Annotated in this window: 20 protein-coding genes and 1 pseudogene; 4 read left to right on the forward strand and 17 right to left on the reverse strand. The window is 59.7% G+C overall.

Features of this window, described 5'->3' with window-relative positions:
• Positions 1 to 221: 221 nt before the first annotated feature.
• The gene (locus G4G28_RS16460) at positions 222 to 2,522 is read right to left on the reverse strand and encodes a YjbH domain-containing protein (protein WP_183107600.1); all 2,301 of its coding nucleotides are present in this window, start codon (positions 2,520 to 2,522) and stop codon (positions 222 to 224) included.
• 139 nt (positions 2,523 to 2,661) lie between these two features.
• Between G4G28_RS16460 and G4G28_RS16465 the strand changes: the two genes are divergently transcribed.
• Positions 2,662 to 2,862, forward strand: coding sequence for a hypothetical protein (locus tag G4G28_RS16465; protein WP_182989078.1), 201 nt, complete (start codon positions 2,662 to 2,664; stop codon positions 2,860 to 2,862).
• Between the two features lie 64 nt (positions 2,863 to 2,926).
• Here G4G28_RS16465 and G4G28_RS16470 read toward each other — a convergent pair whose 3' ends face one another.
• From G4G28_RS16470 to G4G28_RS16530, 13 genes are all read right to left on the reverse strand, one after another.
• A complete protein-coding gene (locus G4G28_RS16470; RefSeq protein ID WP_182989079.1) occupies positions 2,927 to 4,876 on the reverse strand; it encodes a nucleoside-diphosphate sugar epimerase/dehydratase in 1,950 nt (649 codons plus the stop codon).
• Between the two features lie 100 nt (positions 4,877 to 4,976).
• Complete coding sequence (locus tag G4G28_RS16475) at positions 4,977 to 6,167, reverse strand: DegT/DnrJ/EryC1/StrS aminotransferase family protein (protein WP_182989080.1); 1,191 nt, start codon at positions 6,165 to 6,167, stop codon at positions 4,977 to 4,979.
• A 39-nt stretch (positions 6,168 to 6,206) separates the two neighbouring features.
• Positions 6,207 to 6,836 carry an acetyltransferase gene (locus G4G28_RS16480; RefSeq protein WP_182989081.1) on the reverse strand — a complete coding sequence of 210 codons (630 nt, stop codon included), beginning with the start codon at positions 6,834 to 6,836 and terminating at the stop codon, positions 6,207 to 6,209.
• A 13-nt stretch (positions 6,837 to 6,849) separates the two neighbouring features.
• Complete coding sequence (locus tag G4G28_RS16485; RefSeq protein ID WP_182989082.1) at positions 6,850 to 7,443, reverse strand: sugar transferase; 594 nt, start codon at positions 7,441 to 7,443, stop codon at positions 6,850 to 6,852.
• 1 nt (position 7,444) lies between these two features.
• On the reverse strand, positions 7,445 to 8,671 hold the full coding sequence (locus tag G4G28_RS16490) for a glycosyltransferase family 4 protein (RefSeq protein WP_202033663.1): 1,227 nt from the start codon (positions 8,669 to 8,671) through the stop codon (positions 7,445 to 7,447).
• A gap of 44 nt (positions 8,672 to 8,715) precedes the next feature.
• On the reverse strand, positions 8,716 to 9,708 hold the full coding sequence (locus tag G4G28_RS16495; protein WP_182989083.1) for an EpsG family protein: 993 nt from the start codon (positions 9,706 to 9,708) through the stop codon (positions 8,716 to 8,718).
• 19 nt (positions 9,709 to 9,727) lie between these two features.
• Positions 9,728 to 10,546 (reverse strand): glycosyltransferase family 2 protein, encoded by an 819-nt coding sequence (locus tag G4G28_RS16500; protein WP_182989084.1) that lies wholly within the window; start codon positions 10,544 to 10,546, stop codon positions 9,728 to 9,730.
• A complete protein-coding gene (locus G4G28_RS16505) occupies positions 10,546 to 11,670 on the reverse strand; it encodes a polysaccharide pyruvyl transferase family protein (RefSeq protein ID WP_182989085.1) in 1,125 nt (374 codons plus the stop codon). The genes G4G28_RS16500 and G4G28_RS16505 overlap by 1 nt, the downstream gene beginning before the upstream one ends.
• Entirely contained in the window at positions 11,667 to 13,025 is a 1,359-nt protein-coding gene (locus G4G28_RS16510; protein ID WP_182989086.1) for an oligosaccharide flippase family protein, read from the reverse strand. Before G4G28_RS16510 ends, G4G28_RS16505 begins: the two co-directional genes overlap by 4 nt.
• Before the next feature lie 6 nt (positions 13,026 to 13,031).
• The gene (locus G4G28_RS16515; RefSeq protein ID WP_182989087.1) at positions 13,032 to 15,260 is read right to left on the reverse strand and encodes a polysaccharide biosynthesis tyrosine autokinase; all 2,229 of its coding nucleotides are present in this window, start codon (positions 15,258 to 15,260) and stop codon (positions 13,032 to 13,034) included.
• A gap of 36 nt (positions 15,261 to 15,296) precedes the next feature.
• Entirely contained in the window at positions 15,297 to 15,731 is a 435-nt protein-coding gene (locus G4G28_RS16520; protein ID WP_182989088.1) for a low molecular weight protein-tyrosine-phosphatase, read from the reverse strand.
• Entirely contained in the window at positions 15,728 to 16,762 is a 1,035-nt protein-coding gene (locus G4G28_RS16525; RefSeq protein ID WP_229425140.1) for a polysaccharide biosynthesis/export family protein, read from the reverse strand. Before G4G28_RS16525 ends, G4G28_RS16520 begins: the two co-directional genes overlap by 4 nt.
• Before the next feature lie 634 nt (positions 16,763 to 17,396).
• Positions 17,397 to 17,591, reverse strand: coding sequence for a hypothetical protein (locus G4G28_RS16530; protein ID WP_182989090.1), 195 nt, complete (start codon positions 17,589 to 17,591; stop codon positions 17,397 to 17,399).
• A 95-nt stretch (positions 17,592 to 17,686) separates the two neighbouring features.
• On the opposite strand from G4G28_RS16530, the gene G4G28_RS16535 reads away from it, so the two are divergent.
• Positions 17,687 to 17,962, forward strand: a complete 276-nt coding sequence (locus G4G28_RS16535) for a hypothetical protein (protein ID WP_183107601.1) — start codon at positions 17,687 to 17,689, stop codon at positions 17,960 to 17,962.
• A 59-nt stretch (positions 17,963 to 18,021) separates the two neighbouring features.
• Here G4G28_RS16535 and G4G28_RS26620 read toward each other — a convergent pair whose 3' ends face one another.
• The 3 genes from G4G28_RS26620 to G4G28_RS26630 are packed head-to-tail and all read right to left on the reverse strand — an operon-like array spanning position 18,022 to position 20,355.
• Positions 18,022 to 19,266, reverse strand: coding sequence for a cell wall metabolism sensor histidine kinase WalK (locus G4G28_RS26620; protein ID WP_229508100.1), 1,245 nt, complete (start codon positions 19,264 to 19,266; stop codon positions 18,022 to 18,024).
• On the reverse strand, positions 19,212 to 20,135 hold the full coding sequence (locus G4G28_RS26625) for a cache domain-containing protein (protein ID WP_229507688.1): 924 nt from the start codon (positions 20,133 to 20,135) through the stop codon (positions 19,212 to 19,214). The genes G4G28_RS26620 and G4G28_RS26625 overlap by 55 nt, the downstream gene beginning before the upstream one ends.
• Positions 20,119 to 20,355 (reverse strand): hypothetical protein, encoded by a 237-nt coding sequence (locus G4G28_RS26630; protein WP_229507689.1) that lies wholly within the window; start codon positions 20,353 to 20,355, stop codon positions 20,119 to 20,121. The genes G4G28_RS26625 and G4G28_RS26630 overlap by 17 nt, the downstream gene beginning before the upstream one ends.
• A 221-nt stretch (positions 20,356 to 20,576) precedes the next feature.
• On the opposite strand from G4G28_RS26630, the gene ribA reads away from it, so the two are divergent.
• Complete coding sequence (ribA, locus tag G4G28_RS16545) at positions 20,577 to 21,242, forward strand: GTP cyclohydrolase II (RefSeq protein WP_183107602.1); 666 nt, start codon at positions 20,577 to 20,579, stop codon at positions 21,240 to 21,242.
• Positions 21,243 to 21,792: 550 nt separating this feature from the next.
• Positions 21,793 to 22,239 (forward strand): annotated as a pseudogene (locus G4G28_RS28510) (serine protease); the annotation flags it as partial.
• Positions 22,240 to 22,716 lie beyond the last annotated feature (477 nt).

The raw sequence follows: 22,716 nt of genomic DNA on the forward strand, positions 1-22,716 counted from the left end.
TACTTAATTAACGAAGTCGTGCGCGCTGCACTCCGGCAAAAACCGGCTTTCGAACAAATGCGTGGTACCGCCCAGCCAGCCAATCAGCGACAACACTATATAGCAGTGCATTTCTGACAGCAACTTTCCAATTGCCTGGCAATAGACAAGCGATCAATTCTCACCCAAATGTCACCTGCCTCTTTGCCGGCCCAAATGCGCGGAACCGGCGAGGCTATTATTTAAAACTCCTGATTCATCAAGTCCGTATATTCCAGGAATGCATTTCGCATCCGCGGCATCTGGCGCACGATATATTCGCGCCCGATTCGGCCCTGATTGAAATAGTTCGCCCGCGTGCCATATACCATCGGTAATTCTTCCACCACACCCATGTTGATGCAGTTGCACTCCCCGCGGCGTGCGTATTTGGTTTCCACCCGGGCCATGTAACTGCCCGTGCCTTCCACGTGGGTCCAGCCCGGCTTCATGCCCTTGCGCGGCGTCAGCGGCATGGCCAGGCCGAAGCCGATGCGCATTTCGACGTCGCTCTTCTTGAGATAGGCCTGGGCCTGGACATCGCCGAACCAGCGGCTCACCTGCAGGAAGGGCCCTTTGTCCTCCCCACGGTAGCGCTGGTAGCCGGCCTCGACCGACGCATTCAAGGGGGCGTAGTTCCACATGTATGAGACCAGACCCGCTTCGATGTGGTCCGAGCGGTAGCGGAATTGTTCGCGCAGGTGGCTGTATTGCACGCGCACCTGATCGCCAGTACCCGGCACGAACCAGGTCGACTCATTCTGCACGCCGTCGAGGTCGTACATGTACTTGCCGGCCGAGGTGACGTTGACGATGCTGTCGGTCAGCCAGATCGCCTGGCTCAGCACGGCGGTGCGCAGGCCGTTGCGTTGCTGGGCCCACCCCAGGAAACCATGCGCCACGTCGTCGGACTCGGCCACCGTCTGCACATAGTTGGTGTAGACCTCGGCGCCCGTCCATGCCGGCACGATGGTCTGGACACTCGCGGCAAGGCTGTAGTCGAGCAGGCCCTTCTCGGTGCCGACGAAATGCACGGTGCGCGGTTCGACCCGGATGCGGGAATAGCCGCGTGGCCCTTCTTCCACGTCGAGCCACTGGACGCCCCTGCCCGCCTTCGGGCGGAACTGGAAGGACAGCGCCGATTGCGCTTCACGCCACTGGCCGTTCCCCAGGAAACGCAGGTAGCTCGCCCTCTCCACGGACGTCCCGTACAAGGCCAGTCCCGCCCTTTTGGTCACGACGGACACCGTGCGAATGTCGGCCGGCGCCAGCCTGACAGCCGCGCCCAGGGCGACGCCGATGGCATCGACTTCATTCTGGTTATAGCGATGGTTCTCGTATTCGACCACCATCTCGGCGCCACGCTTGCCGATGCGCACGCGCTCCAGGCCAGCCGCCACGAGTGCGTCACGGATACGCGCCATGGCATCGCCGGCAAGCGCGGGCGGCGCCACCGGTGGCAAGACTGGCTGCTTCGATGCGTACGCCGCGTTCGCGTCCATGCCGGCACGGCGCGGCGGCGCGGCCAGCACCGGCCCGGGCGCGGCGGCCGCCGCCGCGGGCGCAGGCTCGGGCGCTGCGCCGGCCTGGGGATAGGCCTGGGCTACGGCAACCGCCGACGGCGCCGGGCGTGCCGGGACATCCCATATCCTGCCGTTCTCGCCGACGGGAATCACCAGGTTGATACCGAAGGCCGAGCGTGCGTAAGGCTTGCCCGCCGGTGTGGAGGTGGCGAAAGCGCGCTGGGCGGTGGCGACGAAGCGCGCATTCGCCAGCACGGGAACAGCCGGACTTTCGTAACGCAGTCCGACATTGTTGGCCGCGCCGTTACGCTCGAGGATCACCGATGCGCCGCTGCGCCACAGCGGCACTTCGGCACTGGCAAAATAATTGCCCAGGTAATCCTCGCCTCGGGCCACGCCGGCAATCCAGCGCACAGGACCGAGGCGGTCGCTCGCCACCAGGTAGGTCGACTTGAAATAGGCCGCACCGCCACTGACGTCGTTGACGCCGAGGGCAATGTCCGGCTGCCAGCGGAAGAAGCGCGGCAGCATGAACTTGACGTTAGCGGACAGGTCGCGTGCGCCGCGCTTGCCGGACTCGACTGGGCTCATTTCCGCAAGGCGGGCTGAAATCTCGAGGTGCGGCAGCAGGCCCAGTGCGAACTGATAGTTTTCCGCGTCGCCGAACTGGGCGAAATTGGGGCCCAGGTAATTGTTCACGCCGAACACCATGGCGCCGTCAGGCAGCGTGCGCCCGTCGGGAAGGTTCAGGGTGCCTGACGAGCCGGATGTCGCCAGCGAGGTCCCTCCCGTGGACAGCCATGCTTGAGGCGGGGTCGCAGGCTGGGCGGCCGCAGTGGCGGTGATGAGCGGCGAAGCAAGTACCGCACAGTAGAGATTACGTCGGGATGTTTTCAATTCGATCAACTTGGCAAAGTATCTAACTAACGAAACCGTAGTGGGCACGCGGACAGCCGAACCGGACGTGATGTTTCCGTACAACAACTGTCAAATTCGAACGGTGCGTGCGACATCAAACGGCTGAGTTCATGTAATATCGAAACTGTGTGCACGCGTGAGAATGTGTGTACATGTTGCAATATTATTTCTAACAGTAACTATCAATTCACAGCAGGAAATCATGGACAAGATCGGACGGCTGCGCTGCATGGCACAGGAAGCCCTTCAGGAATACCAGGCCGCGGTCAGCGCGGGTGGGGAGCCTTCCTTTCCGCAATGGGCCGACGACTTGATGGCCGTCTGTGAAATGGCCGAGTCTGCTACCAGCCCGACGCCGCGCCTGACCCGAGCTGCTGAACACTACAGCCTGCGCCTGAGTTGACACGCCTGCCAGGGCGTCTTGCCGCCACCGCGTCCCTATCCGCTTCTCCTGCACCATCCTGCATTCAGCTGTTGGCAACCAGGTCCGCCTCCTCGCCCTGCCGCAGCTGTTCCAGGTGCACCCAGTCGACAATCTCGTCCGCAGGCCGGTAGCCCGCGACCAGCCCGTGCAGGATCAGCCTGATCTGGGCGACGTTGTTCGCCGCCAGCGCCGCTTCCAGCGTCGCCATCTTCGTCATCAACTGGTCCCAGGCAATTGCATCTTCACGCGCACGCATCACGCGCGGGTGGGCGGTGCCGGTCGGGTTATCGCCAATGAGCAGCTCTTCATAGAGTTTTTCGCCTGGCCGCAGCGCCGTAATGACGATCTCGATATCGCCCTCGGGCTGGTCTTCGTTCCTGAGCGACAGTCCCGACAACTCGACCATGCGCCGCGCCAGGTCGATGATGCGCACCGGCGTTCCCATGTCGAGCACGAAGACGTCCCCGCCCTCGGCCATCGCACCAGCCTGGATGACCAGCTGTGCCGCTTCAGGAATGGTCATGAAGTAGCGCGTGATGTCGGCATGGGTCAGCGTGATTGGCCCGCCGCAGCGGATCTGCTCGCGAAACAGCGGCACCACCGAGCCGCTCGAGCCGAGCACGTTACCGAAGCGCACCATCGAAAAGCGTGTCGCGCTGCCACGCAGCGCCATTCCCTGCAGCACCAGCTCGGCAAGCCGCTTGCTCGCTCCCATGACGTTGGTCGGCCGCACCGCCTTGTCGGTACTGATCAGCACGAAATCACGCACGCCGTATTCCGCCGCGGCCTTGACCGTGACGAGGGTGCCGAGCACGTTGTTGCGCACGCCTTCGGCGGGGTTGTGTTCCACCAGCGGCACGTGCTTGTACGCGGCCGCGTGATAGATCGTGTCGGGCCGCCAGGTGCGCATGATCTCGCGCATGCGCGCGTCGTCGCGCACCGACGCCAGCATCGGCAACACGCGCACGCCGCTGCCAGCCGCGATTGCCTGCAGTTCCTGATGGATGGTGTACAAGGCGAATTCGCTCAGTTCGACGAGGATCAGCGTGAGCGGCTCGAGCTTCAGGATCTGGCGGCACAACTCGCTGCCGATGGAGCCGCCCGCGCCCGTGACCAGCACGATCTTGTTGCGGATATTCCGGTGCAGCAGGTCGTCGTCGGGCGGCACCGGATCGCGGCCCAGCAAGTCTTCGATATCGAGCTCGTGCAGATCGCGCACGCGCACCTTCCCCTGCGCCAGGTCAGCCAGGCCAGGCAGGGTACGCACGTGCAGCGGCAGCTTCATGTCCTGGATGACGCGCATGATCTCGGCGCGCCGGGAGCGGCCCACTGCCGGCAGTGCCAGCAGCAGATCGGTGACGCCTCGTTGCTTCACCAGCGCCGGCAAACCCGCCACCGCGTGCACGCGCAGGCCGTCGATCGTCCCGCCCTGCAGGTTGCGTGCGTCGTCGATGAAGCCACGCACCACCATTTCCTGGCCGCTCGCAAGCGAATTGGCAAGCTGACGCCCCGCCGAGCCGGCGCCATAGATCATCACCTGGGGTAGCGCGCGCCGTCCGGGATTGCGCACGTAGCGCGCACCCAGCAGGTAGCGTACCGACAGGCGGCTGGCGCCGACCGTCACGAACAGCATCAGGGGAATGGCCAGTCCAATGCTGCGAGGCACCCCTGGAATGCCGATAAAAGTGAACAACAGCAGGAAGAACAAGCAGATCGCCGTGCTGGCCTTCACAAGCGCCATCAGTGCGTCGGCACCCGAAAACCGGAAGATCGCACGGTACATGCCCGAGATAACGTAGATCGGCACGGACAGGCCCACGGCAGCGATCAGGACACGCACCTGCGGCTCGGTAGGGAAGGTCCACTCCTCCAACCTGAGGCCGAAGGCAATCCAGACACACCCGACGCACAAACTTACATCCACCAGCAGTGCAAGCCCTCGCTTGACCGAGCGTGGCAGCGCAAGCAATCGATCTACAAACTTACTCATCATCACTTTCAGGGAGGCTTGCGCCTCTTCTATTTATTGCACCTGCCAGCCAGCACAGGTGTTTACCGGTATGTCGGCTGGGTTCGCACGCAGCCGGGTTTTGCTAGAGCGGAGCCGCCTTGCCGGCAGCGGCCGTGAACACCTCGTGGATCGCCGTGCAGGTGCGGTCGATCTCCTGGCCGGTGAGCGTCGGGTGGACCAGGAACATCAGGCTGGTTTCGCCCAATTCCTTTGCCACCGGCAAGCGCTCGACAGGACGGAAACCGGTATCGTCAAAGGCTTTTTCGAGATAGACCTCGGAGCACGAGCCTTGGTAACAAGGCACGCCCAGCTTATTGATGGCCTCGACGATGCGGTCGCGGCTCCAGCCGGGGGCCAGCTTCTCGGGACGCACGTACACGTAGCACTTGTAGTGCGCGTGCGTGAGGTCGTCCGGCAGCTGCGGCACGCGCACGACCTGGTGCATGCGGCAGGTGTTCCAGACCGTGCGGGCGTGCGTCGTGCGCGCCACAGTCCAGGCGGACATTCGCTGCAATTGAATGCGGCCAATCACAGCCTGCATTTCGAGCATGCGCCAGTTGGTCCCGAAGCTTTCGTGCAGCCAGCGGAAACCGGGCGCATGTTCGCGCTCGTACACCGCTTCATAGCTCTTGCCATGGTCCTTGAAGGCCCACATCTGGCGCCAGAGCGCTTCGCTATTGGTCGTGACCATGCCGCCCTCGCCGCCGGTGGTCATGATCTTGTCCTGGCAAAAACTCCAGGCGCCGACATGACCAATGGAACCGAGCATGCGGCCTTTGTACATCGCACCATGGGCCTGCGCGCAATCCTCGATGACCTGGAAGCCGTGCTCCGCGGCCAGGGCCATGATCGGATCCATGTCGCAGGGCCAGCCCGCCAGGTGGACGCAAATGACCGCCTTGGTATTGGGCGTGATGACCTTGGCGATCGTGGCGGCCGACAGGTTGCCGCTGTCGGCTTCCACATCGGCGAACACCGGTGTCGCGCCCGCGTTGGCGACGCAGGAAATGCTGGCGATGAAGGTGCGCGGGGTGACCACGACTTCGTCGCCCGGACCGATGTTCATCGCTGTCAGGGCGACGTCCAGCGCCAGCGTTCCATTGGCGACCGCAACGGCGTGCGCCGTGCCGCACCAAGCGGCGAATTCCTTTTCGAACTGGCGGGTTTCAAGGCCGGTCCAGTAGTTGACTTTGTTCGACAGCAGGACTTGATGGACTGCGGAAGCTTCCTCGTCCGTGAAGCTGGGCCAAGGGGAAAACTGAGTATTGAGCATGTGAACCTGATCTATCTTTTCTGAGCTGTACTGCGTCAATCAAAACGCCATGGCACCAATCGGCCTGGCTGGATTACCAACTACGGTTACCCCATCAGGCACGGGATTCACCACGACCGCCCCGGCCCCGACCATTGCACCTGCGCCGATACGGATGCCCTGGCGCACTGCCGCGCCCACGCCGATCCAGCTGGCGGCGCCCACGTGGACATTTCCGGACAAATGCGCGCCCGGGCTGATATGCACCGCCGTGCCGAGCATGCAGTCGTGGTCGACCGTTGCGCCTGTGTTGACGATTCCGGCGTCGCCAATGCGGGAATCGATGTTCACCACCGCCCCAGCCATGACGACACACCCTGCACCAAGAACCGCATGTGGGCTGACCCAGGCGCGCGGATGAATGATGGTCGCGCACCGTCCTCCCGCGGACAGCAGAACGTCATGCTTTTCCATCCTGACCGTGCAGTTTCCGATCGCGACGATCGCGCCATCGAATTCGCCAATGCGCGCGAGCAGCTGTGCTGTATCGCCGGCCACCTCCCACGGGCCGATCCGCGTCAAGCCAGGCCAGGCATCGTCGAAGAAAACAATTCTTTCCCAGCCGGCCGCAACGGCCGTGTCGGCCACGACCTTGCCGTGACCGCTTGCTCCAAGTATCGCCAGTTGCATGGTCGTTCTTCCCCTAGTCCGCGCCGCCGGTGAAGCGCGGCATGCTGGCATCGCCTGCCGCACTGATTCCTTCGCGGATCAGCACCTTCTTCACGGTGAGCCAGAGGATTTTCATGTCGAGCCAGATCGAGCGGTTATCCACGTACCAGACGTCAAGCCTGAACTTTTCATTCCAGCTCAGGGCGTTGCGACCGTTGACTTGCGCCCAGCCGGTGATGCCTGGCCTTACCTCGTGGCGACGGGCCTGGTCCTGCGTGTACAGATCGAGGTACTCGACCAGCAAGGGCCGCGGCCCGACCAGGCTCATCTCGCCTTTGAGCACGTTCCACAATTCGGGAAGTTCGTCGATGCTGCTCGAGCGGAGAAAGCGCCCGAATCGCGTCAGCCGCACGGAATCGGGCAGAAGCTCGCCTGCTTCGTCACGCGCATCGGTCATCGTGCGGAATTTCACCATCTCGAATACCTTGCCATCGATGCCCGGGCGCTTCTGCCGGAACAGCACCGGCGAGCCCAATTTCCGGCGCAGAACCAGCGCAAACAGCGCCAGCGGCACCGCCAGGACGAGCAAGGCAGTCGCGGCAACCAGTAAGTCAAACAGCCGTTTCAATTCATTTCTCCGTCACGCAATCAGTATAAAAAGACCTCATCCGCTCCCAGTGAGCCGTCCTTTCGAAACGCTCCTGTACGACGCTGCGCGCCCGCTGCCCCATCTGCGACAGGACCTGAGGTTCGACACCCATCGCCTCCTTCATGCAGCTTGCCAGGGCGTCGGCAGAGCGAGGCGGCACAAGCCATCCGTTACTTTCAGGCGAAATCACTTCATTGCAGCCGCTGATATCCGACGCGATCGAAGGAACACCCATCGCACCGGCCTGCAGGACCACATTCGGAAAGCCTTCCCGATAACTCGGCAGGACCAGGACGTCGGCAGCGGCCAAGGCCGGACGCACATCGTTCTGGTATCCGAGGCGATGGATACGCCGGTGCGTCGATATCGCCGCAAGCGCACCCGTTTCTGCAGGCGCCGACAGGTCGACCGCACCGACGATGAGCAGGTGCGCGGACTCCGGCAGCGTACCGAATGCCTCGACGAGCTCCGCAATACCCTTGTCCCGATTGAGGCGCCCAATGAAGCAGAATACGAAGGCGCCGTCGCCGATGCCCAGGTCGCGTCGTAACACGTGCGCCTGGCCCGTGACCGCGCCGGCCTCGGGGGAAAAGAACTGCGTGTCGACCCCCGCAATGTTGCCGTGTCCGATCACCTCCAGCCGCTTGCCGGTGATGCGCGATCCCGTGAGATCCCTGCGCACGCCCTCCCCTTCAGGCACCACGCGCGTGGCACACATGCAGATCAATTTGTCGAGTGCGATGTACAACAATCGCTGCATGCCAACCGCGGTCGGGAAAAGCAGTCCGGTAAAGGTGTGCACGCGCACCGGAACGCGGCAAACCCAGGCGGCAAGCATCGTGATCAAGCCGGCTTTGGGCGTGTACGAGTGAATGACGTCCGGCCGCAGCTTGCGGATATGCGCGATCATCGCCAGCAAGGCCTTCATATCGGCCACCGGATCGATACGCCGCACCATGGGCACTTCGGCGACCGGCACGCATTCGCGCTCGCGAATCGCGTCGACCGTATCGCCAGCGCTCGTCGCCAGCGACACGTCGAAATACGCCGACAGGAAACGGGGCTGGAGACCGAGGATCGAATGCAGGGTTTCGGGGACGGTGGTCGTGATCAGCAGTTTTTTTACATTGCTGCTTGTTTTTTCGACTCGCGAAGTGTCACCTGAGGCACGTTTAACCACAAACAGGTCGCGAAAAACCCTGAGCAATATGGCCGTACGTGCATGAGTTATATGTTTCACTCACCCTACCTTTAAGCAATTGCCGGCAGCAGGAAGGACCCCATTGCAAGCGTAAGAAAGATAGGCAGAATTACCTTGGAGAAGCGGCGAAAGCGTCCTGAGGAAAACAAGATCAATCCGAGTATGACAGACATAAAAATCCAGGCCGGGTACAAGTAGCGATCCGAATAGCCGACGTAGCCGAAAGCGACAAACGGAACCATCAATACCAGATAAACTTTCAAGTTTTCTCGAATGAATATCCGCAAATTGGATTCACTAACCAACCGTGACAGTGCATACATGACTCCAAAAGCACACCAAGTAAAAAGAAGAAAGTCCAGTCGAATCCCCCCTTGGTATTCAGATTCCGCGCCATATGTCAGCATGGCGTTTAGAAACGACAGACCCAACTGTTCGGCCAAAAATACCACTATTATTTGAGTTACGCCCGAGATATACAACACGGAACCCGCGAACACGAATATTACCAAACGCCGGAAACTCAACGCCAGCAAAAAGCATGGCAGCACATACAAGCCGCTGCTGAAGTGAAAGGCGCACGCCAATGCCGAGCTAATCGCAAACCAAGTCCATTGTTTTCGCAAAAATCCTAGCGTCGCCATATATAGAAGAACCGACGCAATACCTTGGCGCAAAATATTGATATGTGAAGAAAGAAAGAAAGGCGAACATAAAAGCGCGCTAGCAATCGAATAGAAAAGGACGCTTCGATCCTGCTTCGATAATGTACTACCTTGTGTGAGTTGGGTGACATACGCCATGTAAAGAGCCCACAAGGTCAACGATATCGCCGAAAAATAGAACTCCGTCCCGAAGCCAAGGCCGGCGATCATAAGCGTGAGATATTGGAAGCCGGGCTCAAATCCTTCGTGAAGACACATGCAACCGCCGATGACACGGTATAGCTCAGCATAATTCTCAGTATCAGTACCCACATCTAAACTGCGCGCACCAATTATTTTTGCGGCCAGTACCAAAATTGACAGAAGAAGTAATGGCATCCGGATTGGCCATAGTATGCTACGCATAGAATTTCCGGAAACGATTACGGATACCAGAGACAGCTATCCGTCTTAACAACTTCAAGCACGAAAATGTAACTGCGAGCGACAATTCGATTGCCGATATATATTTCTGCTTGCGCAAACGCTTCAGCGTCTCTAACTCAGCAGCCTGCATGCTCAACAAGTTACCGCTCAAGCCTGCTTCTCCGAAAGGGGCAGCGAATCTGCTTCCTAACGGTTGGTGGATCAGGGCTGCCTCGAATCCAGAAAACAGCAGCGTCAACCAGAGCAAGTAGTCTTCCGAACGACGCTTCTCAGCATCGAAGCGCACGGGCAAGTCCTTCTTCAACATAACTGAAGACGTTGCAAAACAGTTTCGCAATAAGAGTTTTCTTGCACCGATTAATTCGATACCCTTTTTTTCAGATAATTCTGAAGCTGTTCGCTGAACCTGCGTCATCACGGACACGAGATGGCCCGAAAAGGCGACGTTCGGAATCTGCTCCATCAAGTTAAATTGAACTTCGATCTTCTTCGGATGCCAACAATCATCTGCGTCAAGAAATGCCACATATTTTGTTGCGACCTCGCTCCAGCCGTAATTTCTGGCAACTGAAGCACCACCGTTGACCGGGTTCTGTAAAACTTTTACCGACGAATGAGCGAGCGAAATTGCCGTTATCACATCGTAGGTCTGATCAGTACTTCGGTCATCGATCAAGATGATTTGCTCAGGCAATACCGTCTGTTCTAACACAGAGGTGACTGCGCGACCAATTGTGTCTACGCAGTTATAGCATGGGATCACGACCGTTATCGAAACTGTATTTTTCATCATTTGTTCGTCGCAATCCACGGAGCAGCTGTAAAGTTCCGTTGTGCCTGCAACCGGTATTCTGAGACAGCCATACTCGGTAGATTTCCTGTTGAGCTGAGATGCTCCAATGCGTTACAAATGTCTGTAGCGTTACTTTCAGCATTGAGCCTTAAGCTCACGGACTGCCCGATGTCATCGAGAAAGTCGCTGCATTTCCGGTGATACTCAAGCAGAACAAAAGGCACGCCGCTTAGATAGGCGGCTATTGCACCATGAAGCCGCACACTCACGAACCATGCACACGCTGCAATTTCCCGAAGCGATGCCTCAACACCTTGTCTATTGTTGTAACTGATAACACAATCAACCTTGGCCTCAACCAGGCGCATCTTTAACATTGATGCCAGCTTATCGTCGCCGTCGTTTGCATGGTTATTCAGACTAAAAATCTTAACGGAACAACCTATCTTCTTAGCAGTTCTAACTATCTCACTGATGAGCCGGTCGTTTACTTGAGATCGCACCGATCCAGGAAATTCACACAGCGAAACTCCCAAGACCTTGCATTCACTTCTAGCGAGAAAAATACTTCTTTCAAATCGATCAGCAGCAACGGCGCCAGCGAGATCGGCGGCAAGGACAGTGGTACTCAGCCCCATTTCGATTCCTGCCTCGTAAGACACACGGTCGCGCACGCTCAGAAATTCAAAGGCGGACAGGAAGGTCTTCATTCGGCGCTCTGCGATGAGAGAATCGAACGGTCCGATCGACACCCCCACTGCAGCAAGTCGGATCCCACCAATTTTCAACGCATGCTTGTAGAGGCGAAAGACTCCAGAGTCAGAGTTAACAAAAAGCGATCCTCCTCCGAAGACAACCATCTGGTTATGAATGATCTCTTTCAACACAACCGCAGCGCGTACCAGGCCGCCGGTTTTGGTCTTTGCACAATATAGCTCTGGCGGAAGGATCCGGGGTAATGCTGAGGGAGCGTCGAAGTCGAGCTGCGGTCCAATTACACGGGCACTAGTTCCTGGCCAATACCGCCTTGCACCGTCAACGCAGGCGTATGCGAACAAGTCGTCCCCGAAATTCTGCATGCCATAATAGCCAGCAAACGCTACCGAAAGTGGTTTGGTCATGTTACTTCTCCACATCGTATTTCGTTTATTTGTTTGCCCGTCGTTGGACCTTTACTCAGCAACTGGGATTTCAGCGCGCGGTGGATAAACGCAATCAGTATCACGTACTCGCCAAGAATAGTTGCGGCGACGCCTGCAACTGCTCCGTACTTACTAGCGAACGCTGCCGTGGTTATGGCCACAACAACGGCGGCAGCTGTGAAACAGGCCGCTCGATCTCTCATCTGACCCCTGTCCAGAAATGCCGCGCCAAAAGCGGTCGACAGGTACCTTGCGGGGACACACAGTGCAAGAAGAAGCATTAAAGACGCGGACTCGAGATAAGAATTACCAAATAACAAGGGCATGATCAATGGGCAAATAAAACCCACAAGAGCGCCCACTACGATTCCAAAGATCAACATCAGCTTGATCCCGTTTCGATAAAGGGTCACCAATGTTTGCATATCAAAATGGCGGAGCCGGTGAAATTTTGGTATCAAAAACTTTTGGTAGATTACGGTTGGAAGAAGATATGCAGCCGAGAGTACAGTAACGGACGCGGCAAACACACCCGCCTGGTGCGAACCCGATAATTGAGAAATTATGACGATCGCCGCTTGGAAATAAACCATGTAGATAAAGGGCTCGACACCATAAGGCCACGCAACATGCGCAACGGATAAAATCCTTCGCCAGATGGGCATGGCACTTCCGGCATAGTCTTTTTCGACATTCGAACGCACGGAGGCTGCAAGCTTCGAGATCGGCTTGCAACTCATAGCAACCAGCATTACCGCCACCAAAGAGTAGGCAATAGCAAAATGCATTGCGTTGACTGATGGTGCTAGCAGAATAACTACCCCAACTGCGACGAGCCTCGCGAGATGAGGGAGCGAATTCCAAACCGAAAGTTCAGTATGACGCTCAGCCAATATCAATCTCAAACTAACCAGGTCGTTTGTAGCAGACGCAACAACGATCGACCCCAACACGAGAGAAACAACCAATGAGTAGCCGCCGGCCGACAACGCCGTTGCAGCCAACACAAGAATCGTGCAGCTCACTGCTGTACTTGCGATGACGAAACTGAGGCTATCCGCTAACTTATTCGCTAAGTAACTCGGACCTTGACCAGAGACTTTAACGAGGTAGGTATGCTGGCCGAATCCAGCAAGCGGCGATATCGCAGTGACCAAGGCGAGAGCAGATGCAAACACTCCAAACTCAGCAGGCGTCAGCGCACGCGCTATCATCACTTGCGAGGAAAAGCTCGCCAATGCGCCCAGAATGGCGCCTAGCCACAAGATGACCACGGCCGCTATTGCTCTACGATTCAACAGCAGGGCAGAAAACGGCCGAGCAAAATATTTCATCACTTCTTAATACTTATAGTTGGCGTATCGATATTTACCATGGCGCATCCTGGTACCGAACCGTCGCTCAGAATGGCGCAAGTCATTGAATATCCAGCTCGATACCTTTGCGCCGACAAGCGCGACGCGTTTTTGCGTTTCTTCGATTTCCCCTACCGAGGTCACTTTGCTGCGGACAATATTGATGACCGTGCCCGCGTAAGGCGCAATGATTAAAGCATCAGTTACGGCCAATATTGGGGCAGTATCAACAACAATGAAATCATAACTATCCTCGACCGCAGCAAATACGGATGCAAGATTCGCGTGCTCAAGCAGTTCTGCAGGACGCAAGGGTAAGATTCCTGTCGAGATAAAGTCAAGATTACCCAGAACTTCGCGATGCACGGCACTTTCCAATGGGATCCTGTTAGAAAGAACGTCGGAAAGACCATTCTGACGCTCCAGACCAAAATACCTTTGCAAATATCCTCGTCGAATGTCAGCGTCAATAAGTAATACTCGTTTTCCGGTAGAGGCCAGGACCGCCGCTAAATTGACGGAGACAAAAGATTTGCCAACCCCTGGTGTGGGACCGGAAATCATCACCACCTTATTGTGAGCAGACAACATCAAAAACTGAAGAGACGTTCTGAAGCTTCGTAAACTTTCAATCGCGAGTTCAGTCGCGTCCTCTTCAGCGAGTACCGGTAGTTTGCGCGCGCTAGCCTTGATTTGTAGGCTCGTGGAGCTTTGCTGCGCGCTATGAGGGATCGCGGCGCTAACGGTCAAACCAAGATGCTGTTCGAGCTCGTGCGGATCCTCAATGCCACCGAATAGGAGTTTCCTCGCCAGAGCATACATAACGCCAAGCATCACTCCCGCGATCGCAGCGCCAGCAATAATATACGACTTCCTAGGTCGGATCGGTTCGCGGGGAATTACTGCCTCGTCCAGTACCCGCGCATTTCCAACCTTACTCGCTTTAACCAACTTCAGCTGTTGGGCGCTGTTCAGCAGAGCAGTATACAGATCCGTATTGACCTTGATGTCTCTCGTTAGCCGAACGACATCCTGCTCAATCGCTGGCATTTTTCGAATCTTCGAATTGACGGCCTCGATTTCACGGCTCAACGAGCCAATCTGCTCCTCCACTCCTCGAACAATTGGATTTGCTGGCTGATAGTGCACAAGCAATTCTTCCCGCTTCTGCCTCAATTCGCTTAGTTTGACTTGATTCGCGACTGACTGCTGAAGGATGGATTTCGCTTCTTCCGATAGGTCCACCGTACCACGGCTGTTTCTTAGCTCGTTATATTTCGTTTCTGCCGACTCTAAACTCTCCTTCATACGAGGGAGTTGAGCCTCTAGAAAAGTCAGCGATTTTTGCGCCTCCTCGGACTTGCGATCAATATTTTGGCTTGTATACTCCATACCGATCTCATTCAACGTCCGCACAATAAGCTTTTGATCGACACCGTCCAAGGCGATCCCGATGATTCCGGACTGCTTTCCGCGCTCTGCGATCGAAAGTGAACGCTGCAGAGTCTCCACGGTTTCTAGCATTGGGGCACGCGATATGACGAACTGAGCGCCTGGCTGCGCAACTAGTGACGCCACAGTCAATTCGATTTGGCCAAATTCGGTCTTTGCGGACAAGGGCGCGCCAACGACGCCGATGATGGCGAGACCTCGCTTGCTCGATTCCAGCTTGTATCGGTTCACAGTCATCGCTGTGATCAGGAAGTCTTCCCCTTCCAGCGATTCAGGGACCTTGAATGCCGTTACTGTTGCGGACTCTCCGCCCCATGTATAGCCATCCAGACCTAAAAATCCAGGCTTACTAGGTGTTTCACTTCCGCGTGCAATCCAGTCACCCAACAGCGGTACGCGCTTCGGCTGCAGCGAGAGGTAGAGCTGAGCGTTTTCGACCGCGCGGCCAACAACCGTGCGTGATCGAAGGATTTCGATCTCCGCTGTTGCAGCTGACTTCATATCAAAAGCCCCAGCCAGATCCCCGAACATATTAGCTGGCGATCCTGCACTATCCTCGACCTGAATCAGCATATTCGCCTGGTATATTGGCGTCGCTACGAAGGTATAAAAGATAGCGAGTGCAACTACCAATGCGGCAACGACGATTATGCGCCCACGGTTGTCGATGATTGCATCAATATACGAAGCAATATCCAGTGCAGCATCATCACGTGTGCTCTCTGGATTTTTCAAGATAGTTGTTGAGGCTGATTGATTCATAGAGTTTTTCACCAGTGAGTAAGCAGAGCCGTCAGATCAACTCATTTTCTTAATATTTTTCGCCCATACGTCCGCGCCGATTTTGATCAGCTGCAGTGCGTGCCTGAAGCTTTCAATCCCTTCACGATATGGGTCGGGCACATCGATCTCCTGCTGCTCGCAAATCCGGAAAACCTTACCTCTCGCAGACGTGAATCGAGATTCGATCCAACGTTTCTGCTCTTTATCCATCACAAGAATTAAATCCGCTTGGGACACGTCCAGGACGCTAATTTGCCTAGCGACATGACCGCGTATGTCAATCAGCTCCTCACTCATCAACTGCACCGCATTTGGATCTGCAGATCGCCCTTCGAGAGCACCTACACCTGATGACGTGACGCGGGAACCGGGCAACTTTGCTTGTAGATAAGCCTCCGCCATCGGACTCCGGCAAATATTGCCAATACAAACCACCAGAATATTGTTCATCGGTTGATCTGCCCCACGGAGCTCGCCGCCGTCGCCGCGGTTGGCAGGATCAGGTTGACGATGCGGTTGTAGCGCGCCAGGCCGGCGGCGTCGACATACACCACGTCGCGCGGGTCGAGCTCGAAGCCTTCTGCCATGGCCAGCGCCACCGGCGAACTGGCGTCGAGGTTGTAGACCACTGGTTCGGACAGGTTGGCGCCACGGATCACGTACACCTGGCGTGCGGCGCTGCTCAGCTGGTTCAGGCCGCCGGCCTCACCCAGGGCTGCCGCCAGCGTCAGCTTGCCGTTATGCATGGTCAATGCGGCCGGGCGGTTCACTTCCCCCAGCACATACACCTTGTTCTCGTCGCGGCTGGGCACGCGTACCACGTCGCCCGAGGCCAGCATCAGACGTGTCATGTCCGCGCCCTGGCGCACGAGTTCCGGCACATTGACCGGATAGGACACGCCCTTGCGTGCCACGATCACCTGGCTCTGGTCGGCGGTCGGCAGGAAGCCACCGGCACGGCTCACGCCTTCGAACAGGGTCATCGGCACGTCGTCGATTGCCTGGCTGCCCGGGATCTTGACGTCGCCGTCGATATAGACCCGCTTGCTGCGGTAGGACAGCACGCGCAGCGTCAGGTCGGGGTTCTTGATCGACTCGATCAGGCGCTTCGACAGCAGGCTGCGTGCTTCCAGCTCGGTCATGCCGGCCACCTTGATCGGGCCGACGAAGGGAAACTGGATGATGCCCTGGCTATCGACGACAAAGGCTGCCGGCGACTGGGCGCCAGAGCTCGACAGCGCTTGGGCGCCCGTTGCGGCGATATTGAGTTCAGGGTGGTTCCACACCAGGACCGATAGCAGGTCGCCCGGCCCGATCACGTAGGGGCGGGCATCGGCGAACAGGGCTTGCACGCGCTGGTCGGCATTCTGCTGCCTGGCCGCGCGCTCGCTCTGGATCAGCTCTGGGGTGATCAGCTTGATGACGGGATCGGGCATCGGTGCGGAATGCGTGCTCGGCACGCGGTCCACGTCGATGCGCATGCCTGGCTCCATATTGGCGCAGGCAGAGACGAAAATGGGAAGTACGGCGGCGAAGCCAAGCAGCTTCATCGCCCGAAACAGGGTGACAGACATTGTTTTTCCGGTGACGCTAGGGCTAACAGAATGGAAGATATGCTGGTCTTTTTCTATGTACTACTTTCACCAGCGAACCATTGCAGAGCAAGCGACAGGAAAAGATGACTGAACCAACAAGCCGGTTATTGTACACATGCAAATTTCCACAGTCCAAGCTTTGTTGGCTATGGTTCATTCATTGCATTTCGAAAAATGGCATGCCGAGATGCTTCTGACAGGGCGCCGTGTCACATTTCAACGAATAGTGTGAAATTCCACTTTCGCGGCCGGATAGCCCTGTGATTCGTGAAAAGGCCGGTTCAATACGCTCTCCCGGCATGCAATTTGTGAAATCAGAGATATTAACGCACGGAAACAATCACACAATGTAACGGCCAGATAATTCAAAAACAATTCAATGTGTCGCATTTTTTCCAAAAACTTGGGGCGTATTCCCTCATATTAAGGAGGGAATGCGCCCCAATATTGCGGGTCCGATGGTTCCACACCGGCAGTCCCGTGTACGAGGTTGTAACGGGCGCCGCCCTCCCGCTCTTAATTAGTCCGTTTCGGCAGCCGCGTCCTTGTAGTTCTTCTCGAAGTTGAGCGCGAGCTTGTCCAGCAGCTTGGCGTTCAGTGCGTTGCCAAAATAGGTGTCGCGCGCATCGCGCACCTGTTGCGCGTGGCGGTCGAAGGACGGTCTGTCCTTTTCCAGAAAGGCGATGGTGGCCAATACGAAGGCGTTCCAGCGCAAGGACTTCTGCTGAAGTCCTCGGTATCGAGCAGCGACAGTTTCGCGTACCTGATCGCCTGCGGCCTGTCGTCCTGTAGCGCCCGTTGCTGGGCCACGTGCCAGACCAGGGAATTGCGATTGTCCTTGTTCTTTTCCATATAAGCGAGGATCAGGTCGGCCGCCTCCTTGGCGCAACCGGCGTTCGCCAGCGGCCGCATGCCCTTGCCGAGGGTCTGGTCGAACTCTTCGTAGGACAAGCTGAGCTCAGTTGCGAGGTGACGCTGGTATTCGGCCTCGCAGTCGACCGCGTGCGACGGCATATGAAACAGCGCGAGCAAGACCGCGAACAGGCAGGTGACGATCCTGGTTTTCATGACATCCTTGTTGATTGAATGGCGTGCGGCACACGGCGGCACATTCGCCCATCGCTCCTGCCGATCGCTTGTGAGCCTCACGCTTGCGCGCGCGGAAGGTCGACCAGGAAGGTCGTGCCTGCGCCTGGCGCGGTCTCGAAGCTGATCGTGCCGCCATGTTCTTCCACCAGGCTCTTGCTGATCGACAGGCCGAGCCCGGTCCCGCCCTTCTGGCGCGTATCGGCACCATCGGCCTGGGCGAAGCGCTGGAAGACGCGCGGCCGGAAGGCCTCGGGAATGCCCGGCCCCTGGTCGCGCACGGCCAGCCGCGCGCAGTTGCCGTGCGGCGCCAGCGACAGCGTGACGGTGGCGCCGCGCGGCGTGAACTTGATCGCGTTCGACAGCAGGTTGGTCAGCACCTGCACCAGGCGGTCGCGGTCGATCGCGGCGGCGAGCGTGCGCGCGCCGTCGTCGCCTTCGAGCCGCAGGGCCACGCCCATCTGGTCGGCATAGGCGCGCATGCTGTCGAGCGCCTGGCGCGCCACCGGCAACAGCGGCTGGGCGTGGCGTTCGAAGTGCATGCCGCCCGCTTCGATCTTCTGCAGGTCGAGCACGTCGTTCACCAGGCGCACCAGGCGTTCGCAGCTCTCGTTGGCGATCTGCACCAGGCTGGCAATATCCGGCGGCAGCTCGCCGGCGATGCCGTCGGAGAGCATCGACAGCGAGGCCCGGATCGAGGTCAGCGGCGTGCGCAGTTCGTGAGAGACGGTGGCCACGAACTCGCTTTTCATGCGCTCGACCTTCTTGCGTTCGGAGATATCGCGCAGGAAGACAGCGAGGAAGGCGCCCTCGCCGCTGCTGACCAGGCCGGCCGTCATCTCGATCGGAAACTCGACGCCATAGCGGTTGATGACGATGCGTTCGACGTGCTGGTCGAACAGCGGGCTGGAACCGGTGCTGCGCACGGCGTCGATGGCCTTGTGGGCGCTGGGGCGGAAACGCTCGGGGATGAGCAGCTCGGCCATCGGCCAGCCGAGCACCTCGCTGCGCTCCCAGCCGAACATCTGCTCGGCCGCGCTGTTCCAGTCGGTGACGAGGCCGCGCAGGTCGACGCCGACGAAGGCGTCCTGGGCGGCTTCGACGATGGCGTTGATGCGCTGTTCGCTTGCGCGCACCGAGGCCAGCGCACGCTCGAGTTCGCGGGTGCGCGCCTCGACGCGCGCCTCCAGCGTCGCATTCACGTTCTTCAGTTCATGGCGGCGCTGGGCCAGGTCGGTCAGCAGGGCGTTCAGGGTGTCCGACAGCGTCGCCACCTCGACATAGCTGCCGCGGCCCGAGGCCATGCGCAGGCTTTCGCCGCTGCGGATGCGCTCGGCCTCGCCCACCAGGCGCCCGAGTGGACGGGTGATGTAGCGCGCCAGCACCACGCCGACGATCGAGAACAGGACCGCGAGCAGGATGCCGCTGACCAGGCACGCTGGCGCAGCGCGCGTGCCGGCGTATAGGCTTCTTGCTGGGTCTGGCGCACCAGCACCGTCCAGCCCAGGCCGGGATAGGAATCGAAACCCTTGCTGCGCCCGAAACCGACGAGGTAGGAGGTACCGTCCGGCCAGCGCTCGACCAGGTGCCCGGTTTCCTGGTGCTGCGCCAGGCGCAGGCTGGGCAGGTCCAAGGTCTTGCCCTGCAGCCCTGGCGGGCCCAGCAGCACGGTGCCGTTGCTGCCGATGATCAGGGCATCGACGTGGCCACGCTTGGCCAGCGGCGCGATCACCGAGCGCTCGACGGCGCGCGCCCATTGCCGGGACAGGTGCACGCCGAGCACGCCGGCGGTGCGGCCGTCGGCATCCTGGTAGGGAAAGGCGACATCGACGAAGCGACGCGGCTCGTTGCCCCGGCGCGGCAGCAGCTTGGCCAGCAGCACCGCCTCGTGCACGTCGCCGACATTCACGCCCTGCAGCGCATTGCGGTACCGGGGACGCTGCGCGACGTTGGCGCCCTCCAGCAACCCGCGGCCGGCAACCTGCACCCGCCCGTCGAGCCCGGCCATGCCGATCCAGTCGTAGAAACCGTAGGATTGCTGGATGCTGTCGAGCACGGCGCGGCGCGAGGCCAGATCGGCATTCCCGGGCGCCAGGTCGCGCCGCTGCGCCAGCAGGCGCACCTCGCGGTAGCGTTCGTACATGCCGCGGTCGAGCTTATCGGCGGCCTGCACGGCCAGGTCGCGCAGGTCCGTTGCCGATGCTGGCCTCGACTTCGCGGGTGGCCGCCACGTCGATCACCTCGACCAGCAGCACGGTCAGGAAGATCGACAGCAGCGAAAACGCCAGGGCCAGCCAGGTACCGAGACTGTGGCGGGGCTTGCCCTGCGGCGCCGTCTCGGGCGCGGTGCGCCCATCCTGCGGCGGAGCGACTTCGTGCGGTATGTGGTTCATGGAAGCTGGCTGGTGGCAATGCGACAAGCGTAGCACGGGGCGCTCGCCTCCTCAATTGCCGAGGTGAATCAGTCCTCTGCAGCACCTGGCGCGGCAGGCGCGCTCCCGCGATCAAGGCGCGTTCCTGCGCGGCGCATGGCCGGCCGGTTTTCCCGACGCACACGGCCAAGGCCGATTTCCCGTATACTTACGCGTTACAACCATCCGCACGCCACCACAGCATGTCCGACACCACGCCCGCCACCGCTCCCCTGCTCGACTACGTCACTTCCTGCGCGCTGCCCACGCCCCGGGCCCAGTTCACGCTGCACGCCTTCGTCGAGCATGGGCCGGGCTATGGCCCGGCCGGCAAGGAGCACCTGGCGATGGCGCTGGGCGACATCGGCAACGGCGAGCCGGTATTGGCACGCGTGCATTCGGAATGCCTGACCGGCGACGTGCTGTTCTCGCAGCGCTGCGATTGCGGCGCCCAGCTCGAGGGCGCGCTCAAGCGCATCGCCGCCGAGGGCCGCGGCGTCCTGCTTTACCTGCGCCAGGAGGGCCGCGGCATCGGCCTGGTGAACAAGATCCGCGCCTACCGCCTGCAGGAAGCCGGCGCCGACACGGTCGAAGCCAACCTGCAGCTGGGCTTCCACGCCGATGCCCGCAACTACGAGCTGTGCCGCCCGATGCTGGAACAGTTCGGCATCAGGCAGGTCAAGCTGATGACCAACAACCCGCGCAAGATCGACGCCCTCACCCGCCTGGGCATTGCCGTGACCGAGCGCGTGCCGCTGCTGGTGAACCGCAACGCCTTCAACAACGGCTACCTGAACACCAAGCAGGCCAAGCTGGGCCACATGATGACGGCGCAGCTGGATGCCGTTGCCGAAGATGGCGAACTGTAACGTTCTGCAGACAAACTAGGGTGGTGGCAAGATGGTAGTCATCTACTGCCATCCGCTGACGATCAACGTGGGCATGGCGGCCCGGGCAAGGACGGGCCGCGTGCTCCTTCGCCGCCATGAAACGAGCCGTTCCGTCCCTGCCGCCTGAGCTTCCCTTCTGCCTGCGGCTGTCCTGGCCGCGTTGCCTGGCGCATGCCGCGCTGTGGCGCCTGGCGCGATTCTTCCTGCGGTGCTTGCCGTTCCGCCCCAGGCGGTTCCCGGCCCCCTGCCTCGCGCTTTGCCTGTCGCTCCCTCTTGTTGCAGCGGCCGCCGCGCCGCCCGCCGGCAAACCGGCCGCGGGGCTGGAGCGCACTTCGGCACCGTCGCCGGGCAAGGACAAGGCGGCCACGCCGCCCGTCCCGCCGCTGGTGACGCCGCCCGCGGCGCCGCCGGCCACCACCCCGTCGGCGCCCGGCCCGGCGAAACCGACGAGACCACCACCCTGCCGCCGCCCTCATCGAGCGCCCAGCAGCTGTATTCGTCGGCCCAGGCCGACCTGCTGCAAATCCGCATGCTGCTGAGAAACGGGCGTACCCAGTCGACAGTGGGTTCGGGGTTTCTGGTCGGCACCAGCAATCTCGTCATCACCAACTACCACGTGGTGTCGCAGATGGCGCTCGATCCGGGCGTGTATGTCGGCGAATACGTCGACACCGACGGCAGGCATGGTCCGGTCGAACTGATGGCGGTCGACGTGCTGCACGACCTGGCGGTGCTGCGCGTGAACCGCAACGGCAGCGGCTTTTTCATCGTGCCCGACAAACCCGTCAAGCTCACCCAGGGCCAGGATTTGTATTCGCTCGGCAACCCGCTCGACCTCGGCTTCGCGATATCCGAAGGGGCCTATAACGGCGTGGTCAGCCGCAGCTTCTACGACCAGCTCATCTTCAGCGGCCCGATCAATTCCGGCATGAGCGGCGGGCCCAGCGTGACCGCCGGCGGCACGGTGGCCGGCATCAACGTCTCGAAGCGGCGCGACGGCGAGGCGGTCAGCTTCCTGGTGCCGGTCAAGTATGCGCAGGAACTGCTGCGCCGGGTCGTCGGGGGAGGCCCGCCGCCGAAGGACTTCAATCCCCTGATTGCCCAGCAACTGCTGGCGCACCAGCGCGCCATGGTGGGGAGGCTGCTCGATACCCCGCTCTCGATCAAGAACATGGGGCCGTACCGGGTGCCCGTGCGCGAGTCGGGCCAGGTACGCTGCTGGGGCCGTTCGAACGTGAAGGCCGAGGCCAGCTATAGCTCGGACACGATGAGCTGCGCGATGGAATCGGCGATCTATGTATCGGACACCCAACAGACGGGGCACGTGTCGATGACGCACCAGTACCTGCGCTCGGCCACCCTGCATCCACTGCGCTTCGCCGCGCTGGCCAGCAGCGAATTCGGCCTCGACCGCCTGGGCAGCACGCGCGACACCCGGCTCACCGGACCACTG

The organism is Massilia sp. Dwa41.01b (assembly GCF_014171775.1).
Classification (GTDB): domain Bacteria; phylum Pseudomonadota; class Gammaproteobacteria; order Burkholderiales; family Burkholderiaceae_D; genus Telluria.

Excerpts from the sequence above, each read along its gene's own strand:
- G4G28_RS16465 (WP_182989078.1), top strand. The coding sequence starts at position 2,662 with ATGGACAAGATCGGACGGCTGCGCTGCATGGCACAGGAAGCCCTTCAG.
- G4G28_RS16470 (WP_182989079.1), bottom strand. The coding sequence starts at position 4,876 with ATGATGAGTAAGTTTGTAGATCGATTGCTTGCGCTGCCACGCTCGGTC.
- G4G28_RS16475 (WP_182989080.1), bottom strand. The coding sequence starts at position 6,167 with ATGCTCAATACTCAGTTTTCCCCTTGGCCCAGCTTCACGGACGAGGAA.
- G4G28_RS16480 (WP_182989081.1), bottom strand. The coding sequence starts at position 6,836 with ATGCAACTGGCGATACTTGGAGCAAGCGGTCACGGCAAGGTCGTGGCC.
- G4G28_RS16495 (WP_182989083.1), bottom strand. The coding sequence starts at position 9,708 with ATGCCATTACTTCTTCTGTCAATTTTGGTACTGGCCGCAAAAATAATT.
- G4G28_RS16500 (WP_182989084.1), bottom strand. The coding sequence starts at position 10,546 with ATGAAAAATACAGTTTCGATAACGGTCGTGATCCCATGCTATAACTGC.
- G4G28_RS16505 (WP_182989085.1), bottom strand. The coding sequence starts at position 11,670 with ATGACCAAACCACTTTCGGTAGCGTTTGCTGGCTATTATGGCATGCAG.
- G4G28_RS16510 (WP_182989086.1), bottom strand. The coding sequence starts at position 13,025 with ATGAAATATTTTGCTCGGCCGTTTTCTGCCCTGCTGTTGAATCGTAGA.
- G4G28_RS16515 (WP_182989087.1), bottom strand. The coding sequence starts at position 15,260 with ATGAATCAATCAGCCTCAACAACTATCTTGAAAAATCCAGAGAGCACA.
- G4G28_RS16520 (WP_182989088.1), bottom strand. The coding sequence starts at position 15,731 with ATGAACAATATTCTGGTGGTTTGTATTGGCAATATTTGCCGGAGTCCG.
- G4G28_RS16525 (WP_229425140.1), bottom strand. The coding sequence starts at position 16,762 with ATGCGCATCGACGTGGACCGCGTGCCGAGCACGCATTCCGCACCGATG.
- G4G28_RS26620 (WP_229508100.1), bottom strand. The coding sequence starts at position 19,266 with ATGGCCTCGGGCCGCGGCAGCTATGTCGAGGTGGCGACGCTGTCGGAC.
- G4G28_RS26630 (WP_229507689.1), bottom strand. The coding sequence starts at position 20,355 with ATGAACCACATACCGCACGAAGTCGCTCCGCCGCAGGATGGGCGCACC.
- ribA (WP_183107602.1), top strand. The coding sequence starts at position 20,577 with ATGTCCGACACCACGCCCGCCACCGCTCCCCTGCTCGACTACGTCACT.